The organism is Nostoc sp. JL33 (assembly GCF_017114985.1).
Taxonomy (GTDB): domain Bacteria; phylum Cyanobacteriota; class Cyanobacteriia; order Cyanobacteriales; family Nostocaceae; genus Nostoc.
Genome location: NZ_JABXKP010000038.1, coordinates 157,559 through 176,224 on the forward strand (window position 1 = coordinate 157,559; position 18,666 = coordinate 176,224).

Consider the following 18,666-nt stretch of genomic DNA (forward strand, 5'->3'; position numbering starts at 1 on the left):
AATGATTTTTAAGGTGATATTAATGACTTCTTCCTATCCCATCCATCGCTAGCCACCTATAACAAGCTGAGAGAGACGCTAAATGAGGCTGGCATGACAGATGAACTTGATCAATACCCGATAATTCCCAATTAACCCCGTAGCGTCTCTTGTGACGACGGGGTTTTTGATTGGTGGCCTTTTGCGATCGCAGCTGATAACAGCATAGTTCCAATAATAACTACTCAAGTTTTATACCTAATATCTCTTCTAATGTGGTGCGAAAAACTCCATAATCTCGTTGCAAGTCTTTAATTCCAGTGACATCTGTAACTGCAAATTTGAGATTTTTTGGTGTAGTTATTCCCATCTGATCGGAGCTATTATTAGTATAATTTACTCCTGTTGTGCAACCAGCAGCAAACAGTAGCGAATACCAAATAAAGTTGCGCCGTTTCATAGGTCTGAATCATATTACAAATGTAAAATTTTTTAGCTGTTATTTAGTAATATCTCTATGCAGTTTATTGTTTTTTTGTATTGATGGCTTCTGTAAGATTACGGATATAAGTTTTATGAATTCCACAATCCTGTTTGTGGGAAAATATTCTTGTTGCTTAATTATTACTTTTTATACTTAATTTCCCCTTTCCCTTCTGAAAAAAGAGGGAATTGAGCTTCCAACAAATGGAGTTAGGAGTCAAGAGTTTTTAAGCAATGGACTCAAAAATACGGTAGGGCATACCGAAATCAACGCTTCTGGACAGAACGACCTCTGTAATGGTGGGGAAACTCCTCTAAATAAGTTGGCTGGTTGAAAGAAGAATCCCACACCTTTAAGGTGTGGGAGTGTCAAAACTTCAAATTCCAAGCAGCAAAAGCTAAAGCACCCCAACCAGCAAGAAAGGCTGCACCGCCTAGTGGCGCGATCGCTCCGAAGGATTTAATACCAGTTAAGCTAAGGGCGTACAAGCTTCCTGAGAAAATAGCAATGCCAATGATAAACAGCCATCCACTGGCTACGAGAGTGGGTTGAGGGAATTCGCTGCGACTAATTAGGAGTGCTACGAGAAAAAGTGCTAGCGCATGATACATTTGGTAACGAGCGCCAGTTTCAAAAATTTCTAGCGATCGCTTACTAATTTGTTCCCGCAAGGCATGGGTAGCAAAAGCACCAGCAGCAACTGACAAACCGCCTAAAATGGCAGCTACGCTCAAAAAAATTTGCGTCATTAGACCTAGCTGTAACTTGGTGTGGAATTTAACAGGCGATTAGATATCAATTAGACATCAAAATGATATGATACAGCCCCTTCTTCGTTCACCTTAAAGTTTGCATTGAATTCTTTAGCTTTTTGATCTAAATATTGTCTGGCGTTGGCTGCGGGTAGTTGTGACTGCATTGCAAAGCCTAAAACAGTTACGCGCCCCTGATTCTCTTGTAGCATCTCATAAAAAATTGATTGCAGGCGATCGCTAACTTGTTGATTAAGCGCTTTTTTCTCCTGTCGGCTTTGACGATACAATCCCAATGCTAACCATGTACCCAGTGTTAGGGTAGGAACGCCAAAAATTAGACCACCTACAGCACTATTATCTTCTTCATAAGTAGCATTTGGTGCGGTAAAAGTCTCCGCATCTTGCACTGGCATGTATACTTTACGTGCAGCAAATTTTTCCAATGTCGCTGTTGCTGATAGCGTTAAAAACATGAATCCGAGTGTCAGTAGCCAACCGGCAGCCAATTTTTCCGCAGTTTTCATAGTTCCACTTTAGATTTACACTTTGCTAGCGATTTTAACCTGACTTTCGCAAAGGTTCCAATATATCAATCTACTCCCAGCGACAGTTTTTTAGCTTTTGCATTAGACTTTTTTGCCTACCTTGCTTGAAGAAGCAGGGTTATTAATCGCGTCCAACGTACCCAGCAATCATGTAATATTTTAATATACTTACTTTCTTATAAAAATTCGGCGTTACACAATTTTAGGGTGGTTGTGAGACGGTAATTTTGCGTGCCCAATAATTAAAAGATGGGTAAGCGCACATTTTACAAAACCATCAATATCACCATCCTGCAAATATACAAAACTAAAAATTAAACGTCAAATACCGTACAACGTACAACTAGGGAAATCCGAATGTATCCAAACTCACAAAATCCTTTCGTTGTTGGAACTCCCATTGCACCAGAAAGATTTGTAGGGAGAAACTCCCTCATAGCAACAGCCTTTGATCTGATCCATACTCGCAGTCACTTGGCAGTATGGGGCGGATTGGGAACAGGGAAAACTTCCTTTTTAGCAAAATTGGCTAGCCCTGAGACTTGGATAGAGCAAGGATTAGATCCATCGATAGCAGTGATAGTCCGCTTTAGTTGTGAGGAAATTGAGCCTTTTACTCCCTCTGGCTTTTGGATAAAAGTACTCAGCTTACTGAAAGATAGTCTGCACACTGAACCAGAATTACAAGATCAGATTAAAACTGTTTTGGTAGAGAGTCGAGCATCTAGAGACAGCCTACGTCAATTCTTAGGGCAACTTGGGCAAAGAAAAAAATTTTTGGTGCTGCTAGTAGATGACTATGATGCAGCTGTTTTTCAAAACCAGGAATACTCTGAAGAAAATATGCAACTGTTCTTGAGTGAATGCCGTAACTTGGCTATTTACTCGGTGGAAGAAAAACGAAATCTTTCAATCATTGTAACTTCTAAAAAACGCCTCAATGACCTTAGCCCACCCCTCAATATTAACCAATCTCCCTGGTATAACCATTATTTATTTAAACAAATTAAACCATTTGACAAGACGGAAATTGAGCAACTACTGCAACCATTTAATAAACCAATCACAGCAGAATTACGGCAAGCAATAGAAGAAATTGCTGGAGGACATCCATATCTACTACAAATTGCCAGTTTTCTGTTATATCAAAATCTACGTAATGACAGGCCACCTCAGATAGAAGAATTTGTTCGGGAATTTGAAAGCAGTACTAAACAATTTTTTGATAATACTTGGCAAAGGTGTGACGACAAAGAGCGGAATTTATTGATGTTAATGGCTCTGGCAAAATTGAGAGGTCGTCTACATGAAAGAAGACGATATGACTTAAAAGATGTTGACCTGATTTTTACCCAAAGCGAAAGAAATTTGACTAACCTAGAGGAGCAGGGGGTGATTAAACGTGCAGCCAATAACGTGAATATTCCTTATCTTTTTACTTCATCACTGATGGAGGAGTGGGTAATTCAAGAGATTTGGAATTCTGATGAAGATTCCTTGAGAAACAGACAGAGAGAATTTCTCAATCTCATGAGTCATCAACAAACTGAGAACATGAGAAACGCTATTGTTTGGGTGGGAAATCATAAAAGTGATGTCCTCTCAGCCCTGAAATTTGTTTATCCTATAATAGATAAAATTCTGAAGTTTTTTGTTGTTTAGTGGAAGTAATGGCTGAAAAAAGAAATAAATGATATGGCATATAACACCAGAAACCCTTACATTATAGGCCCTCCGATTGAAAATAAAGACCAGCTTTTCGGGCGAGCAATTCTCTTAAGAACCATAGCAGATAGTTTACAACAGAATGCAAAATTTATTCTATTACACGGTCAAAGACGTATAGGCAAATCTTCTGTCCTCAAAAATATTCCCCTTTTTATATCTCAAGATGAATTTTTATTTGTGCATTGTGATCTGCAAGAACACGGTTCTTCAAGTCTAGGTGAAATTCTGTATGCGATCGCTAGTGCTATTTGTGAACACCTTAACGTAGACAGGAGTATACTGAATTCTCTGCAACCGAGAGATTTAGACAATAATCCCAGAATTTTTGCCCGGAGATTGCTACCGACGGTTTTGGACTCACTGGGCAATAAAAATCTGGTCTTATTGTTAGATGAGTTTGATGTTGTTACGCAAACTAATACAGAAACAGCTTTTGCATTCTTACGCTTTTTAGAAAATTTAGTCAGGCAATATGAAGAATTATTTCTCATTGCAGTAGTTGGGCGATACCTAGATTCTATGCCAAATTTGGTGCAATCATTTAGAGGTGGAATATATCAAGAAATAGGTTTACTTGATTACGAAAGTACTAAACAACAGATTACTCAACCTGCTGAAAATATTTTGCTATATCAACAAAAAACTATAGAAGAAATTCTGAAATTTTCCGCAGGACATCCCTATTATACCCAAGCCTTATGCCATGCAATTTTCAATCAAGCAAGGGATGAAAGTTGTTGGACGGTTATACCAGCCTGTGTAAGTGATGTTGTAAACCAAGCAATTGAACAAACTGAAGCCGGATTAGCTAGTATTTGGGTTGGGCTGAGTATCTCAGAAAAAGTGGTGATTTTAGCAGTCGCCGAGGCTCAAAAACAAAATACCTTAGAAAACCCTTTCAAGCTACTTGAAGCCTATGGACTGGTGCTAACAGATCCTTTGAAAGAAGCGATCCAACTCTTAATTAGTAAAGGTTTTTTGGATAGTAACCCCATTAAGGTGAAAGTAGAATTATTTCGTCTTTGGCTATTACAACGTCATCAATTACGCGATGAAGTTAGGACTTTGGAGACACTGGAGGAAGAAAATGTTGAGCAGCTATTGCCTGTAGCCCGTAATTGTTGGGGGGCAGATAGACATGAGAATGCATTAAATATTTACGAACAGGTTCTAAAGCTAAATCCTAATCACTTCAGCACTGTAGTGGAGTTAGCAGAAAAATACTTGTACCTAGCAAACTTTGATAAAGCTTTACAACTTTACGAGCGAGCTTACAAACTAGATCCAGTAAGCCATCAACAAAAAATTATACAGGTGTTAAATCAATATGGACATTTGTTGCTCACCCAAGAAAATTACGAAAGAGCAAAGCAGCAGTACAAAAGAATTTTAACGATTGATCCCGTAAATAGTTTAGCGAAACAGGATCTAGCAAGCATAAAAACTCTTCAAGATAAGAAAAATAATATTAGCACTAATAAACAAAAGCAAATTGTGAGGTTCCCAATACCACTCCTGATCCTAGTGTTGATTGGTATTGCTGGGAGTCTATTTGCTGGTGTTAAGTTATTTAATAGTTGCCCACCAATTTTCTGTAGAAATATTATTTTGCCTAGTCCAAGCAATAGTAACACTATAATTAGTAGGGGCGATCGCACTTTATTTCGCGACATCCAAAATAGCGATCGTGACAAAGGTATTGACAGCTTTAAAAATGGTAATTACACACAAGCTGAAAATTACTTTAAAAAAGCTTTCTCCGACAATAATCATCCTGACCCTGAAGTATTAATTTACCAAAACAATGCACTTGCCCGTCAAAATGGTAATCCTTTAACTTTGGCAGTTGTAGTACCAGCAACAAACGCAACAAACTCTGCTCAAGAAATGTTACGTGGCATAGCACAGGCACAAAATCAGTTTAACAAAAAAAACGGATTAAACGGTCGATTGCTAGAGATTGTAATTGCTGATGATAAGAACGACGAGGATACAGCAAAACTAGTAGCAGATGAATTAGTACATGATAAATCATTATTAGGAGTTATAGGGCATGGTTCTAGTAACGTTACTGATGTAGCCTTGCCGATATACACAAAAGCCAATTTAGCAGTAATCTCATCCACTAGCAGCAGTACAGAGTTTCAAAGCTCAGTTGTTTTTTTTAGAACCGTAAATTCAAATAAGGTGACTGGTGAAAACTTAGCTGAATATGCCTGGAAACTAAACTTAAAGAAAATAGCAATTTTTTGTAACCTTGGTGATCCATATAGTGGAACCATGAGAGAAGAGTTTAGGGTTAAATATGAAAAGTTAGGTGGTGAAATAGTGGGTGGTGGGCAATGTATTAACTTAAGCCAAGACCTTAATGTAGATAAGGAGGTTCAAAAGATTATTTTGGCTCCAAATCCAGCACAAGCGATCGCATTATTTCCAGATACGCGTCATCTCGAACTTGCTGGTGAAATTGCTAAAGTTCACAAAGAATTAATAGATAGCTTGCAACAAAACAGACCTAATATTCAAAGACTCAAGTTATTAGGAGGTGATGTTCTCTATAACGACACATTCTTGAAGAAATATAGTGATGCTTTAGAAGATTTAGTTTTATCTGTACCTTGGTTTCGCGAAGCAGAAAAATCCAAGGACTTTGCACAAACAGCTGAGAAACAATGGGGCGGTGATATTAGTTGGCGCACTGCAACCAGCTTTGACGCTACTAAGGCTTTTATTGAGTCTTTCAGACTATCCTTGAACTCCTCAAATCTATCTCAGGAAACAGTTTTAGCAAATTTACCGCAAGTCCACGTTTCATCAAATGACACCTCTGGAGAAGAGCTTATGTTTGACGAAAAGAGAGAAGTGAAAAGAGAAGAAATACTGATTATGGTTCACAATGGAAAGTTTATTGTTATACCAAAGCAAAATTAGGGAAAACTTAATAAAGTAACATGAACCAGTCAACTACTATAAGCCATAATGGAGATTATGGGTAAAAACGAAAGGAAAATTTTCCTCATTTTGTTGCGCTGTAACAGCTTACGGGGATCTAGCTAAAAATCACAGGCTGCCCAGTAAACCTATCGCAGATATTATTTATGATACCATTACAGTCTCAAAGAAATCCTTATATCATCGGTCGTCCCATTGGTGAACCAAATTTGTTTTTTGGACGACAAGAGCAATTAACGTTTATTGAGGAAAATCTAAGACGAGGCGAGAAAGTCATATTACTGCACGGACAACGACGTATTGGTATGTCATCCTTGCTGCATAATATTCCTCAACTCGTCAAACTGGATAAGTTTGCTTTTGTTACCTTTGATTTAGAGTATCATAGTCAAGAAAAACTTGAGTATCTATTAGAGAACTTAGCAGAAAATATTGTCGAACAATTGAGTTTAGATTTAGAGGTAGAAGTACCAACAGTCAAACAGATACAAGAACAAAAAGATATTTTTTGCAATAAGTTTTTACCTCAGGTTTATGAAAAATTAAACGAGAGTAATTTAGTACTGTTGTTAGATGAATTTGATGCTTTAAATAATAATTATATAGGTGCAACAATTGAATCGTTATTCAAGCAATTAAGAAATGTTATTTCTAAAAACCAAAGATTATTTGTGATTATATTTGCTGGGAGAAAATCAGCAGATATATCAAATTTACTAAAAATATTTCAGGATGTACCCATTGCAGAAGTTGGGCTACTAGATGAGGAGAGTGTTAAGCAGTTGATTATCCAACCTGCTGCGGATTCTTTGAAATACGAACCAAACGCCATAAAAGCAATCACTGACTTATCAGCAGGACATCCATATTTTATTCAAGTTTTATGTTTCGCGGTTTTCAGTAGAGCGCGGGAACTAGAAAAATGGAAAGTTACTGAAGAAGATGTAGAAATTATTGTAGATAAAGCTATTGAACTTGCCGAAGCTGGCTTTGCATGGTACTGGGAGGCTTTATCTGTACCAGAGAAAGTAGTTTTTTCTGCGGTTGCTGAGGCGCAAAAGATAGCTGTTGAAAAAAAAGACCAAAAACTACAAAAAGACCCATTGCTGGTGCTTAAAAGCCATGATGTTTTGCCAAGAGATTTGCTGGAAAAATTAACTAGAGAACTAGCATTCAAAGGCTTTTTAAACGAACAAGCCAATAAAGTGAAAATAGAATTAGTCCGCCGTTGGTTACTGCAACGTCATCCATTATGGCAAGAAATCAGGGAATTAGAGAAACTAGATAAACAAGAAATTGATTCTACCTCCGAAACGCTGAATCAAATACCTCAAATAAGTAAGAAAGGCATAAACGGATTAATAGATCAAAAAAAAACTAGTCAGATTCAAAGCCTTACTTTGAATCACCATCCTCAGAATTTTGATAACAATATATCCTCTATCAAAGCTTTAAGGAATAAAATTCATCTGCCGAAAGGTGAAATCTGGTTAGTTGGTGGAATAACTCTCTTGGGAGCAGCTGCGATCGCTTCCTTTATAATAATTGTTTATGCTCCCAATCAGAGCGCTCGCCAAGAGCAAAAACAGAACTTAGCGCCAACTGGAATACCTACCAGTGTTAAGCCTTGAGATTGTCAAATCGCAGCAAAGGTATAGTATAGTATTCATCTTGCTGCGATTTTAACCTCACTTACGTGTAGCTTCCAGTAGGCGGGAAAAATAAAAACGAGTCCGAGTCATAGACTGTCGTTGCAATGAAAAGCCATTACTTTCTAAAATTTTCACCACATCAGCCTCACGATGCAAATATGCACGAGTCGCTTTACTTGGGCCAGGAAAGAAACTGCCAATTTTCTTGAGTATACTCAGGGCGCAGGTCTTCGGTGCAAAACTGAGAATTATCCGCGACTGTGCCAAAGAACAAAGGTGAGAAATCATCTCATCGGCTTTTTCTTGGGGGTAGTGGATGAGAACATCCAAGCAAATAACAGTATGGTAACTACCACTCAACGATTCCAAATCCTGCACAGCAAAAGTGGGATTTTCGGCATTTGGCAAGGTTTGCTTGGCTCTATCCTTGCCTTCTTCCACCATTTTTTCAGAAATATCGGTGGCATAGACTTTGGCACCATCTACCGCTAGAGGGATGCTAAGACTACCGACACCACACCCAGCATCGCAGATTGATAGCTCTGATAAATTGTTATCAGCCTTCAGCCAGCCGAGAACTGTATCCACGGTTTGCTGGTGTCCATTGCGGATGTCTAGTTGGATTTTGTTGACTTCGCCATCGCCGTAGATTCGCTTCCAACGGTCAAATCCTGTGGAATTGAAATACTCGCGAACAATCGTTTTATCGTCGGCTACGTTCATAAACTTTGATTTTTAGGGGTTCCCAATGCTTCAAATTATCATTGATAGGAACCTATAAGAGCGGTCTTCTAGATTTTTACAGTTTATTTGCACTTTTAGTTTCCATCTTATGTTCTCCACGAACTTTACAAAGGTAAGTATTGAACACGATCGCTTAATTCTTCAGCATAGGCTGTTTTAGCAATAATTTCTAAATCACGAACACAATCGCCAACAGTAACTCTGAGTTTATGAGCGTAAATAACACCAGAAAACTTTATTTATTTGTCTTGACGATGGTTGGCTTTAGCTAGAAAATCGTCATCTTGGGAAAACAAAACACGCTCAAGTTCTGTCGCACGATCAAGTATAAGAGGATCAGGAAAGCTAGTTCGCCCATCTTCTTGTACTGTTAATACATCTACACCCCGAATCCGTAATCCATCTGTAATACCTCGATGGACATTTTCATCAATATAAAGACTAATACTCATTTAATTAATCCATCAGCACGGAGTCTTTTAGAAAATGGAGATTCTCCGGCTTCTAAACGTAATCTTTCCGCATAGTCAAAGCGTCGCTGCATATCAGCATCAATTTCTTCTTTATGTTCCCAATAATAAGCTAAAGCAGAATAAATCTGGCTCATGCTCAAATGTGGATATTGAAAATGTAATTCTTCTGGACTCCAACCATAAGCATGAACTGAAGTAATTAATTCCACAACTTTCATAGATGTTCCTTTAATGAAAGGAACATTACCTTCATTAATTAGGATATGTTTATATTCGGTGGTTGTAGTTTCGGTCATAATTGATTATTTGGATTTTGTAAAAGATTGCGAGCTAGACGATTCAGAAAACTCAGGTAATCATCAATTTCTTCGTAGCTATCTAGTTCTTGTTCTTCTTCTGGGTTGAGTGAAGAAATTTGTTGTTTCGCTAGTAAAGCTTCAATGCGATTCTGGACAATGCTAGAAGCTCTAAAAATTGGTATTCCCTCTTGCAACTCAATACTGATTACACCCTCTAAAGGTAAGTTAGCAGGTAGAGCGTTAAGCTTTGGCAGCAATGGAGTTGTCATAGTTGACTCTATTAAATGTTGTGAGTAATTATAGCTGACGATCAGAGAATGCGTAAATCCTAAAATTGCTCTTGAGACAATAATGGCTCAAATAACTGGTAAGCGTCATAATTTCGAAAATGTCGAGCATATAAATCAACAATATCCTCAGATGAATCAAAGTCATCATCCAAAACTGAATTTACGTCTACTACTTGCTGCAAAGACCAAGTAATAGTTTCTCCATTTTCATTTGTATAGCTGACGCTTTCATTTTTACCATGATTTAAAGCCTTTGCTTTTACTTCCTCTAAAGAAGTGGCTTTAATCAAAACAAAGCTTTCTTTGTACAAAGGTTGATAATCATCTTTATCTGAAGATGATTTATAGACAATTATAGCAATGTAGAAGGATTCTGCTTTATTTGCACTTTCAGTTTTCATCTCATGTTCTCCCCACCTACTTTTTGAATCTATTATCATTCAATAACTTCCAAGCTTTTTTACCACTAGCCGATTTGTGAGCTAAATTAAACCATACGATCGCAAATCACCCCCAAAATGATTTACCTGTGGGACTGAAAGATAAACGAGCTGCTATACGGGTATTTAAAATTACTGCTGGCGCTGGTTAATCTCTGCGATCGGTAATAGCAAAGTATTATTAATTTGCTCCCGCACTTTACGGCTGACATAACAATTACTATGTAGACACTCGACTAGTAATTCATTAGCTTCGTAATACTGCTTAAGCAATTCCTTTTGCTGTTTACTGAACTGCCAATTATGACCAATATTGCGATACTCAATAATCAAGCTTCTGAAATTTTTAGTCCATGCTGAAAGTTTCTCTTCTTGCCACTTATGAAACCAGATTTCATCTTTCCTATCTGGAATTTCCTTTTCGAGTTTTTGTAATGATTGTTGCAGATCAGAATCAATATCAATACCAGCAATAATAGGGACAATAAAATCAGAGTCAATACCGTCATCGAGAGCATGAGCAAGAGTGGTAGCAAAATAGAAATCGAGAGTCAAGTCAGCAGGGTTGAGTTCTAATTCTCCTTCAAAAATAAAAGTAGAATCAAGCTTAAAGGCAAGGATCGGATAAAAATCTAGATCAGGAGCATATTTGGAGGCAGAAGCAAGAGTAAGGTCAAAGTAAAAAGCTCGAATTGCTTCTAGCTTGTGGAGAACCTCAACTGAAAGAGATTTCTGGTTGACCCACTTTAGAAATCGCTGCAATTTCTCATCAGCAGCAAAAAGCGAATCAATTTTCTGTTTCATCAAAAGTAACAAACAGTCTGCACTTGGCGACATTCCAACCGCAAGTAAAAAGACTTCCCGCCAGCATTTCTCAGTAATATGGCTAACAAGATTTTGCAAGGCTTCCTCTGATGACTGTCTCACAACCACAAATTCTCTAGCTGTGAAATACTCATGAAATGTCAGGTGAGAAAATGAATAAATCCTTTTCGCTCTTGCGACAACTAGCCCATGATAATGCTCAATTGAACGCAAAACTTGCTCACTGTCAAGTTGCAATGCTTCTTCGTCAGTATTAGCATTGGGTAAATTACGGATGTATTCTGTAATGTATTGTTCTGCTACTTTCTGCTTGAAGAAATAGTCACTCTCCTCAAAAGTAGTCAACGCCATTTTGCTGAGTAAATCTTCTTTACGCTGGACTGATAGCTTTTTGTAAATCTGGTCGCGTTGAATTCCCCGCTTGGCATCCCATTTTTTCAATAACGCATCCAGCCCTTCTTTGTATAACTCAGAACGATTTGCAGGGAAATCTCCTGACTCTTCAAATGCTAAACAAAGCAATGTCAGCAGTAGCGGACTTGCAGCAAGTTCTTTGATGCGGTTATTTTCTTCGAGACCTTTGATAAAAGTCTCTGGTTTTACAGCTTTCTCCTTAAACCAGTTATTAGCAAAGTTGGAAATTTGGTCATCATCAAAATCAGCAACTTCTACGTCTGTGAACTTCTCAAAGGTATACTCCCGTGCTGCAATACGACAAGTCATCACAAACTGATTTTTTGGAAAACGATCAGAAAACTCACGAATTTCCTTTAAGATGCGATCGCTATCCTCTTCTCTAACCTCATCCAACCCATCGAGTAAAACTAATGCCTTGCCATAGGTTAATATATCTCGGATAGAAGAGATAGGATTTATCGTCTCTTCAGTGATGTGTTGCAATAATCCAGGTTTGTTTGCAACTTCCGCAAAGTTTTTGAGGGTAACAAAAATCGGTACACGTTCAGCCTGAAACTCACCTCCAATACACTGAATTGCTAAATACTTCAAAAACGTTGTTTTACCTGCCCCAGGCTTACCCAAAATCATCAGTTTGGGATGTTTCTCAACCGCTTCCAGTCCTGGGACTCGTTTTTCAGTAATTCTATTGAGTCCAAAGAGGTCAAAATCCTGGCTTTTACACTGTTGTAATAATTCATCAATTCCTAACCGTTGTCGCCCAGTTATTTTCTCCAAAATGTTAACGCTGGTGTAAATTTCATTCAACCCAATGGGTTGAGTCATATCTAGCACCCGCATTGTGCCGCAGCGTTCTTGAATGAGAGGTTTTATTTTTTCGCGTACCCCTTGCACGATCGCATTAATATCAATGCTGTTATCTTGATTTACCTCTGGTTCACTGGCTGGTTCAGCAACTATTTCTTCCCACTCTAAATCTAGCCTGTCGCAAATCTGGACAAACAGATTGCGGTCAACAGGTTTACCTGTAAAGAACTTTCCAATCGGCTGGCGAGTAATTCCTAAATCTTCAGCTAATACCTTTTGAGTTAAGGAATAACAAATTAAAGCTCTTTTTGCTTTTTGGATTCCTTCTGGAGAACAGGAAAGCGATCGCCCGGACATAAGCTAACCACTACACTTTTGCTGATTCTAACTGCCAATTTGGCAATTCATCCTCATCGCATACACAAGTCACTCATATCGCTAGCTTGTATTTAAGCTTACAACAAGCACTCGCCTGTAAATGTAGAGATGTAGAGATTAAAACGATTCAGGAGTGGGTCAATGTTATCCAAGAAATTCCCTTCAAGAGATGAAGTATTGGCTGTTGTAACGCTGATTATGGTGATTGGTTCTCTCACCCTTGCAGTTATAGATGAGAAGAGTCGCCCTCCATTTCTAGATTTAACCAAATTTGCTGTCGGTACGTATATTGGATTGTTGATACCTCGGTCAAGGCCAAGCGATGTCTAAGAGAATGTTTGAAAAGTCATGATTAATGTATCAAATATTTTTTTACCCCTCCCTAACCCTCCCCAATACATCGGGGAGGGAACCGGATTTTTCTTGTTTCCCCCCTTTATAAGGGGGAACTAAGGGGGGTAGCAACGCGATTAAACACAGCCAATCACTTTTCAAACAACCTCTAAGACGGGCTATTCGGCGACGCAATTAGCCAACTTATATCTTGCTTGCACCAGGCGACTGGAAGTCGCGCGCCAGGTGCTTCAAGTCGGCGGAGCCGCCCAACGCACTGGCTTGGCTACACAGGCGAAACCCAGCGACCTGGGTTAAAAACCTTTGATTTTCTCTTAGTCCACGGAGGTGGACTTCGTTTGTATAGCCGCGATTTCTAATCGCCAGGGCTAGCTGCAAGATGTGAGCCAATGACAAATTTTCTCTTGGCGACTATAGCAATCCTAAATACTTCGTAAGAGACAAGATCCCCGGCTTCTTTGAAAAGTCAGGGATCTGTAACTTTCAATTCTCACAAATCAAATAGGAATATTTTCATCTCAGTCAACACAAAGAAATAACTAAAAGCCTCCAGATGAGTTTCATTTTTCTCCGAAGATAGCAAAAGATTTTTATGCAACAATAAAAATTTACTCATAATATTGTTAAATTTTGTAAAATTGATGTCTTCAAGACTAGAAACCTGATATCTAGATAGCTAAACTAACAAACAGTGCATCTGTACTGTTAATTATTAAAAGTAGATGTGGCGCTATAGCCTGAATGATCCCAGTACAACTTGTTCTCAAAAACTTTCTTAGTTACCGTGATGCAACTTTAGATTTTGGCGGTTTGCATACGGCTTGTATTTGTGGTTCCAATGGTGCGGGTAAATCTTCCCTTCTGGAAGCAATCACTTGGGCAGTTTGGGGTGAAAGCCGCGCCACAGTTGAAGATGATGTCATCTATTCTGGGGCGAAAGAAGTTCGGGTTGATTTTACTTTCCAAAGTAACCAGCAAAAATATCGGGTGATTCGTACCCGAATTCGGGGAGGTACTAGCGTTCTTGAATTTCAAATCGAAATACCATCTGGGTTTCGCTCACTCACTGGCAAAGGGGTAAGAGCGACACAAGATTTGATTTTAGAACACATCAAGCTCGATTATGATACATTTATTAATTCTGCCTACTTACGTCAAGGTCGTGCAGATGAGTTCATGCTCAAACGCCCGACGGAACGCAAAGAAATTTTAGCGGAGTTGTTGAAACTTAATCAGTACGATGATTTGGAAGAACGGGCAAAGGAATCTTCTCGTCAGTTCAAAGCACAGGCGCTAGAGTTAGAGCGTTCTTTGGAGTCGATAAAAATTCAGCTGCAACAACGCCAGACAACCGAAGCGCAAAGAGTCGAGTTAGAAGCCGAACTCAACCAACTGCAACAAGTGCAAGCTTTTGATAATATTCAATTACAAAGTTTGCAAGTTCTCCAGCACCAGCGCCAAAATTGGGAACAACAACTCAACTTTGTGAAGCAGCAATACCAAAATCTTACCCAAGATTGCGATCGCCTCCAACAAGAACAATCAGCTATTGGCTCTCAGCTATCAGATTTAGAAAAAATATTACACCAAGAAGCTGAGATTAAAGCTGGATACGCCCAATATCAAAGTCTCCAATCTCAAGAAGAAGCTTTTGCTGCCAAATTTGAAGAATACACCCGCGCTGGGCAGACTCGCCAACAAAAGCAACAACAGCTTACCAAACAAATTCACGAAATCGAACGGCAACTACAACAAGCCCAAGCGCAGTTAGAAGCTTTACAGCAACAAGAGCGAGATATTCAGCAAACTCTCACCAAATCAGGTGAAGTAGAAGCAGCTTTGGCACAACTGGGCGCAGCCCGTCACCATGTTGCGCGTTTAGATCAATTGCAAATGCAAGTTACTCCTTTGTTGCAACAACGAGCAACTTTACAAAGCCAACTCGATCGCACTCATGCTGGTTTAGTAGCGCGACTCGAACAACTCCAAAGTACTGAGAACCAATTGCAACGCCAGCAGCGCCGCCAACCGCAACTGCAACAAGCAGTGATGGATGTGGGAATCCAGATTGAGGAACTGGAGAAAAAGCGAGTTTATTTGCAACGAGTCCAAGAAAAAGGGCAAGAAAGGCGGCACTTTATCGAACGTCTGCAAGCTCACCAACGGGACTATGAAAAACTGCTGGGAGAATTAGAGCAGAAATTGCAAATGCTCCAAAATCCTGAAGCTCTTTGTCCATTATGTGAGCGTCCATTGGATGAACATCACTGGAGTCGGGTGGTGGAAAAAACCCAGGCTGAGTTGGAAGATACTCAAGGGCAGTTTTGGGTAGTGCGGGAACAAATGGCTGTGTCTGACCGAGAAATTCAGGTACTTAGGCAGGAATATCGAGAAATTTCCCAACAGTTGGCGGGCTACGATGGTTTACGCGAACAACGGGGACAGTTGGCAGCACAGTTAGAAGCTACAACTGATGTGCAACAACAGTTACAACAAATTGCCGCCGAAAAACAGCATTTAGAGCGATCGCTCCAAGCTGGTGATTACGCTCCCGATAAACAAGCCGAACTCCGGCAGCTAGACCAATATCTGCAACAAGCTAATTATAATGAACAGGATCACGCCCTCGCCCGCAGCGAAGTTGAGCGGTGGCGATGGGCAGAAATTAAACAAGGGCAGATTAAAGATGCAACTAAGCGGCAAGCGCAACTATTAGCCCGAAAACCAGAACTTCAAGCCGCTATTGCTCAATTACAAACCAGAATCCAGCAGGATCAGACTGATTCGGAATGTGCTAAACAAATCGCGGCTCTTGAGCGTCACATTGCCGAAATTGGCTATAGTTCCGAGCAGCACAATAACCTCCGCATGGCTGCAAAGAAAGCTCAATCTTGGCATTTGCGGTATCAACAACTGCTGTCAGCCCAGCAGCAGTATCCCCAACTCCAGACGAGATTGCAAGAGTTAGAGGAGTCTAGAAGCGCCAGAGTAACGGAGCGGCAAAAACTCGGTGGACAAATCGAAAGCATTATCCAGCAACTACAAGCTACAGCTAACCCATCTGCCCAAATTCAAGCTTTAGAGCAGCAGCTAGCAATACGCAGACGGCAACTTGATGAGCAAATAACCAAATTGGGGCGTTTAGAACAGCTAGCGCATCAACTCCAAACGCTGCAAATTCAGTACGAACAACAGCAGCAGCAACTACAATCTTGCAAGCAGGAATATCGTGTTTATCAGGAATTAACGCAAGCTTTTGGTAAAAATGGTATCCAAGCACTGATGATTGAGAATGTGTTACCGCAACTGGAAGCCGAAACAAATCAACTACTTTCGCGGCTTAGTGGTAATCAGTTTCATGTACAATTTATTACTCAAAAAGCTGGGCGCGGTGCTAAATCAACCAAGAAAAATGCCAAGTTGATAGACACTCTAGATATTTTAATCGCCGATTCTAGAGGAACGCGAGCTTATGAAACTTACTCTGGTGGGGAAGCCTTTAGAATTAACTTTGCCATCCGTTTAGCCTTGGCGAAATTATTAGCGCAACGGGCGGGGGCGGCGTTGCAATTGTTGATTGTGGATGAAGGTTTTGGTACACAGGATGCTGAAGGATGCGATCGCTTGATTGCCGCGATTAATGCGATCGCCTCTGATTTTGCCTGCATTCTCACTGTCACCCATATGCCCCACCTCAAAGAAGCTTTCCAAGCCAGGATTGAAGTGAATAAAACTCAGGAAGGTTCGCAGTTGAGTTTGTCAATTTAATTGTATTTTACCCGTGCATCAAGACCATAGGAGCGGAGCTTTTTCGTTAGCGTTTCTGCTTGTGTGCGATCGCTAAATGCCCCAGCATTCACATAATCCCCTAGACCGGATTGCTCCGTGACAGCACTGGGTATATATTGTTGCACTTTAATCAGAGTATCATTACTGGAAATTGGCACTATTACCCTGTAGGGATTATTAGCAACTAATGTGTTGCCATTGGTAACAGGTACTACATAGTCACTAGTAGGAGGTAATACATAGCCATTAGTCTCAGCTAATACATAACCATTACCATTAGTCTCGGCAGAACTGCCCCCAGCTGAGTTATTCAACCCTAATGCTTGCCAAGTTTGCAAATCTACATTTCCAGTAGAATTAAGTCGAGAAGATTGCTGGAATGCAATCACAGATTGTCTGGTGTAATCGTTGAAAAAGCCATCAGGATTGGTATTAGAGAAGCCCAACTGCGACAAACGCTCTTGAACTAATCTGACATTTTCTCCGCGATCGCCTACAGTCAGAAAATTTCTGCCTGGTTGTTGAATTGTAGATCCAACTGTGGAGGCTCTACGCACTGACTCCAAAACTTGGGCATTGGCGATGCCATCAACAGGTAAGCGATAATTTCGCTGAAATTGGATGACAGCTTCTCTGGTCATTGGGCCAATCTTCCCAGTGGGATTAGTCTTAAAATAACCTAGCTGCCGCAAACGCACTTGTAGTTCTTTCACTTGTTGAGTAGACAGACTTGTTCTACCTGGAGTCGGAGAGGAACCCAGTAGTTTGTTCCAAGTTTGTCGATTCACAATCCCGTTAGCTGGTATGCGATAATTTCGCTGGAACGTAATTACAGCATCTCTAGTCATTGGGCCAAAATTCCCAGTCGGATTAGCATTCAAGTAGCCTAACTGCCGGAGACGCTGTTGCAAACTTCTGACGGCTGCACCAGTTTTGCCTTGAGAGAGAACAGGATATTGACCACTTGGCAATGCCTGGGTTGGGCTGCGCCTAACCGATGCGCCACTGGTATTTCTACTCGAAGTTCTACCTTGACATGCTCGTTGCAAGGCTCGTTGAGTACTTATACCTACAACTCCATCAGCAGATATTCTATTGGCTTGCTGGAATTTGATCACAGCATTTTGAGTCAAGGTAGCAAACTTGCCACTCACCGGGCCGTTAAAGTAGCCTAACTTTTTTAAGCACCTCTGGCTACTGCTAACTTCAGCCCCATTACTTCCGATTTTCTGAAGTGCTAAAGCTTGCCCAGCAATACTCAGAAGCCCCATAGTCAGTGCCACTGACAAAAGACGCATCGCCGCACCGCTAGATAATTTTTTCCAATTCAGAAATTTGAAATTAGTTACGGTAGGAACAACCTTGACGCTTTCGGATGCCTCGGAGACTGAGGCAAGCTTGGTTAAATAGCTATCTACCCCTGTTTTCACTTGCTTTTTTGAAGTTATGGCTACAAATAAATATACCAGGTTCTCTGTGTTATGTTTAGTTTTTGTATGATTCTTTACAAGCAATTTTCCCAGACTGATAATAATTGAGCCAGCATCATTGAATACCGTTGAGTTAATAATTTTTTGTGAAGATTTGACCTCTGTAGAAGTCAGAATGAACGGACTCTACCATCCCAACACGATTAAATTTTGACCAAACTGAATCTGGGTCAAGCTGCGACTGAATTCGAGATACTGTTTAGGGTTAGTAAGAGGGGCGATCGCATGGGAATACTTTATATATAGTAATTGCAACAAATAGGAC

Annotated in this window: 15 protein-coding genes; 5 read left to right on the forward strand and 10 right to left on the reverse strand. The window is 40.0% G+C overall.

The features are described 5' to 3' along the window. Positions 1 to 220 precede the first annotated feature (220 nt). The 3 genes from HWQ23_RS09645 to HWQ23_RS09655 form a co-directional block, all read right to left on the reverse strand. Positions 221 to 439 carry a hypothetical protein gene (locus tag HWQ23_RS09645; protein ID WP_292826961.1) on the reverse strand — a complete coding sequence of 73 codons (219 nt, stop codon included), beginning with the start codon at positions 437 to 439 and terminating at the stop codon, positions 221 to 223. 392 nt (positions 440 to 831) lie between these two features. Then, complete coding sequence (locus HWQ23_RS09650) at positions 832 to 1,212, reverse strand: DUF423 domain-containing protein (protein WP_292826964.1); 381 nt, start codon at positions 1,210 to 1,212, stop codon at positions 832 to 834. Positions 1,213 to 1,262: 50 nt separating this feature from the next. Continuing rightward, positions 1,263 to 1,742, reverse strand: a complete 480-nt coding sequence (locus tag HWQ23_RS09655; protein ID WP_292826967.1) for a hypothetical protein — start codon at positions 1,740 to 1,742, stop codon at positions 1,263 to 1,265. Between the two features lie 378 nt (positions 1,743 to 2,120). Here HWQ23_RS09655 and HWQ23_RS09660 point away from each other — a divergent pair, with 378 nt between their 5' ends. From HWQ23_RS09660 to HWQ23_RS09670, 3 genes are all read left to right on the forward strand, one after another. Next, entirely contained in the window at positions 2,121 to 3,425 is a 1,305-nt protein-coding gene (locus HWQ23_RS09660; RefSeq protein WP_292826970.1) for an AAA-like domain-containing protein, read from the forward strand. 33 nt (positions 3,426 to 3,458) lie between these two features. After that, positions 3,459 to 6,422 carry an ABC transporter substrate-binding protein gene (locus HWQ23_RS09665; protein ID WP_292826973.1) on the forward strand — a complete coding sequence of 988 codons (2,964 nt, stop codon included), beginning with the start codon at positions 3,459 to 3,461 and terminating at the stop codon, positions 6,420 to 6,422. 167 nt (positions 6,423 to 6,589) lie between these two features. Next, on the forward strand, positions 6,590 to 8,074 hold the full coding sequence (locus tag HWQ23_RS09670) for an AAA-like domain-containing protein (protein ID WP_292826976.1): 1,485 nt from the start codon (positions 6,590 to 6,592) through the stop codon (positions 8,072 to 8,074). A 57-nt stretch (positions 8,075 to 8,131) separates the two neighbouring features. Here HWQ23_RS09670 and bchM read toward each other — a convergent pair whose 3' ends face one another. The 6 genes from bchM to HWQ23_RS09700 form a co-directional block, all read right to left on the reverse strand. Continuing rightward, the gene (bchM, locus tag HWQ23_RS09675; protein ID WP_292826978.1) at positions 8,132 to 8,818 is read right to left on the reverse strand and encodes a magnesium protoporphyrin IX methyltransferase; all 687 of its coding nucleotides are present in this window, start codon (positions 8,816 to 8,818) and stop codon (positions 8,132 to 8,134) included. A gap of 260 nt (positions 8,819 to 9,078) precedes the next feature. After that, on the reverse strand, positions 9,079 to 9,291 hold the full coding sequence (locus HWQ23_RS09680) for a DUF5615 family PIN-like protein (RefSeq protein WP_292826981.1): 213 nt from the start codon (positions 9,289 to 9,291) through the stop codon (positions 9,079 to 9,081). Continuing rightward, positions 9,288 to 9,608, reverse strand: coding sequence for a DUF433 domain-containing protein (locus HWQ23_RS09685; RefSeq protein WP_292826984.1), 321 nt, complete (start codon positions 9,606 to 9,608; stop codon positions 9,288 to 9,290). Before HWQ23_RS09685 ends, HWQ23_RS09680 begins: the two co-directional genes overlap by 4 nt. Continuing rightward, positions 9,605 to 9,880: a hypothetical protein gene (locus HWQ23_RS09690; protein WP_292826987.1), complete on the reverse strand. Its 276-nt coding sequence runs from the start codon at positions 9,878 to 9,880 to the stop codon at positions 9,605 to 9,607. Before HWQ23_RS09690 ends, HWQ23_RS09685 begins: the two co-directional genes overlap by 4 nt. Positions 9,881 to 9,939: 59 nt before the next feature. Next, a complete protein-coding gene (locus tag HWQ23_RS09695) occupies positions 9,940 to 10,302 on the reverse strand; it encodes a DUF4288 domain-containing protein (protein ID WP_292826990.1) in 363 nt (120 codons plus the stop codon). A 171-nt stretch (positions 10,303 to 10,473) separates the two neighbouring features. Further along, positions 10,474 to 12,747 carry an NACHT domain-containing protein gene (locus HWQ23_RS09700; protein WP_292826992.1) on the reverse strand — a complete coding sequence of 758 codons (2,274 nt, stop codon included), beginning with the start codon at positions 12,745 to 12,747 and terminating at the stop codon, positions 10,474 to 10,476. Between the two features lie 162 nt (positions 12,748 to 12,909). Between HWQ23_RS09700 and HWQ23_RS09705 the strand changes: the two genes are divergently transcribed. Then, positions 12,910 to 13,098, forward strand: a complete 189-nt coding sequence (locus tag HWQ23_RS09705) for a hypothetical protein (RefSeq protein WP_292826995.1) — start codon at positions 12,910 to 12,912, stop codon at positions 13,096 to 13,098. Positions 13,099 to 13,863: 765 nt separating this feature from the next. Then, entirely contained in the window at positions 13,864 to 16,890 is a 3,027-nt protein-coding gene (gene sbcC, locus HWQ23_RS09710; protein ID WP_292826998.1) for an exonuclease subunit SbcC, read from the forward strand. Here the strand turns inward: sbcC and HWQ23_RS09715 are convergent. Further along, a complete protein-coding gene (locus tag HWQ23_RS09715; RefSeq protein ID WP_292827001.1) occupies positions 16,887 to 18,341 on the reverse strand; it encodes a peptidoglycan-binding domain-containing protein in 1,455 nt (484 codons plus the stop codon). The genes sbcC and HWQ23_RS09715 overlap by 4 nt on opposite strands. Positions 18,342 to 18,666: the final 325 nt, after the last annotated feature.

Bases quoted from the DNA above. Each gene is read 5' to 3' on its own strand.
- HWQ23_RS09680 (WP_292826981.1), bottom strand. From the start codon at position 9,291: ATGAGTATTAGTCTTTATATTGATGAAAATGTCCATCGAGGTATTACA.
- HWQ23_RS09685 (WP_292826984.1), bottom strand. From the start codon at position 9,608: ATGACCGAAACTACAACCACCGAATATAAACATATCCTAATTAATGAA.
- HWQ23_RS09665 (WP_292826973.1), top strand. From the start codon at position 3,459: ATGGCATATAACACCAGAAACCCTTACATTATAGGCCCTCCGATTGAA.
- HWQ23_RS09670 (WP_292826976.1), top strand. From the start codon at position 6,590: ATGATACCATTACAGTCTCAAAGAAATCCTTATATCATCGGTCGTCCC.
- HWQ23_RS09660 (WP_292826970.1), top strand. From the start codon at position 2,121: ATGTATCCAAACTCACAAAATCCTTTCGTTGTTGGAACTCCCATTGCA.
- HWQ23_RS09695 (WP_292826990.1), bottom strand. From the start codon at position 10,302: ATGAAAACTGAAAGTGCAAATAAAGCAGAATCCTTCTACATTGCTATA.
- HWQ23_RS09645 (WP_292826961.1), bottom strand. From the start codon at position 439: ATGAAACGGCGCAACTTTATTTGGTATTCGCTACTGTTTGCTGCTGGT.
- HWQ23_RS09650 (WP_292826964.1), bottom strand. From the start codon at position 1,212: ATGACGCAAATTTTTTTGAGCGTAGCTGCCATTTTAGGCGGTTTGTCA.
- HWQ23_RS09655 (WP_292826967.1), bottom strand. From the start codon at position 1,742: ATGAAAACTGCGGAAAAATTGGCTGCCGGTTGGCTACTGACACTCGGA.
- HWQ23_RS09690 (WP_292826987.1), bottom strand. From the start codon at position 9,880: ATGACAACTCCATTGCTGCCAAAGCTTAACGCTCTACCTGCTAACTTA.
- HWQ23_RS09700 (WP_292826992.1), bottom strand. From the start codon at position 12,747: ATGTCCGGGCGATCGCTTTCCTGTTCTCCAGAAGGAATCCAAAAAGCA.
- sbcC (WP_292826998.1), top strand. From the start codon at position 13,864: ATGATCCCAGTACAACTTGTTCTCAAAAACTTTCTTAGTTACCGTGAT.
- HWQ23_RS09705 (WP_292826995.1), top strand. From the start codon at position 12,910: ATGTTATCCAAGAAATTCCCTTCAAGAGATGAAGTATTGGCTGTTGTA.
- bchM (WP_292826978.1), bottom strand. From the start codon at position 8,818: ATGAACGTAGCCGACGATAAAACGATTGTTCGCGAGTATTTCAATTCC.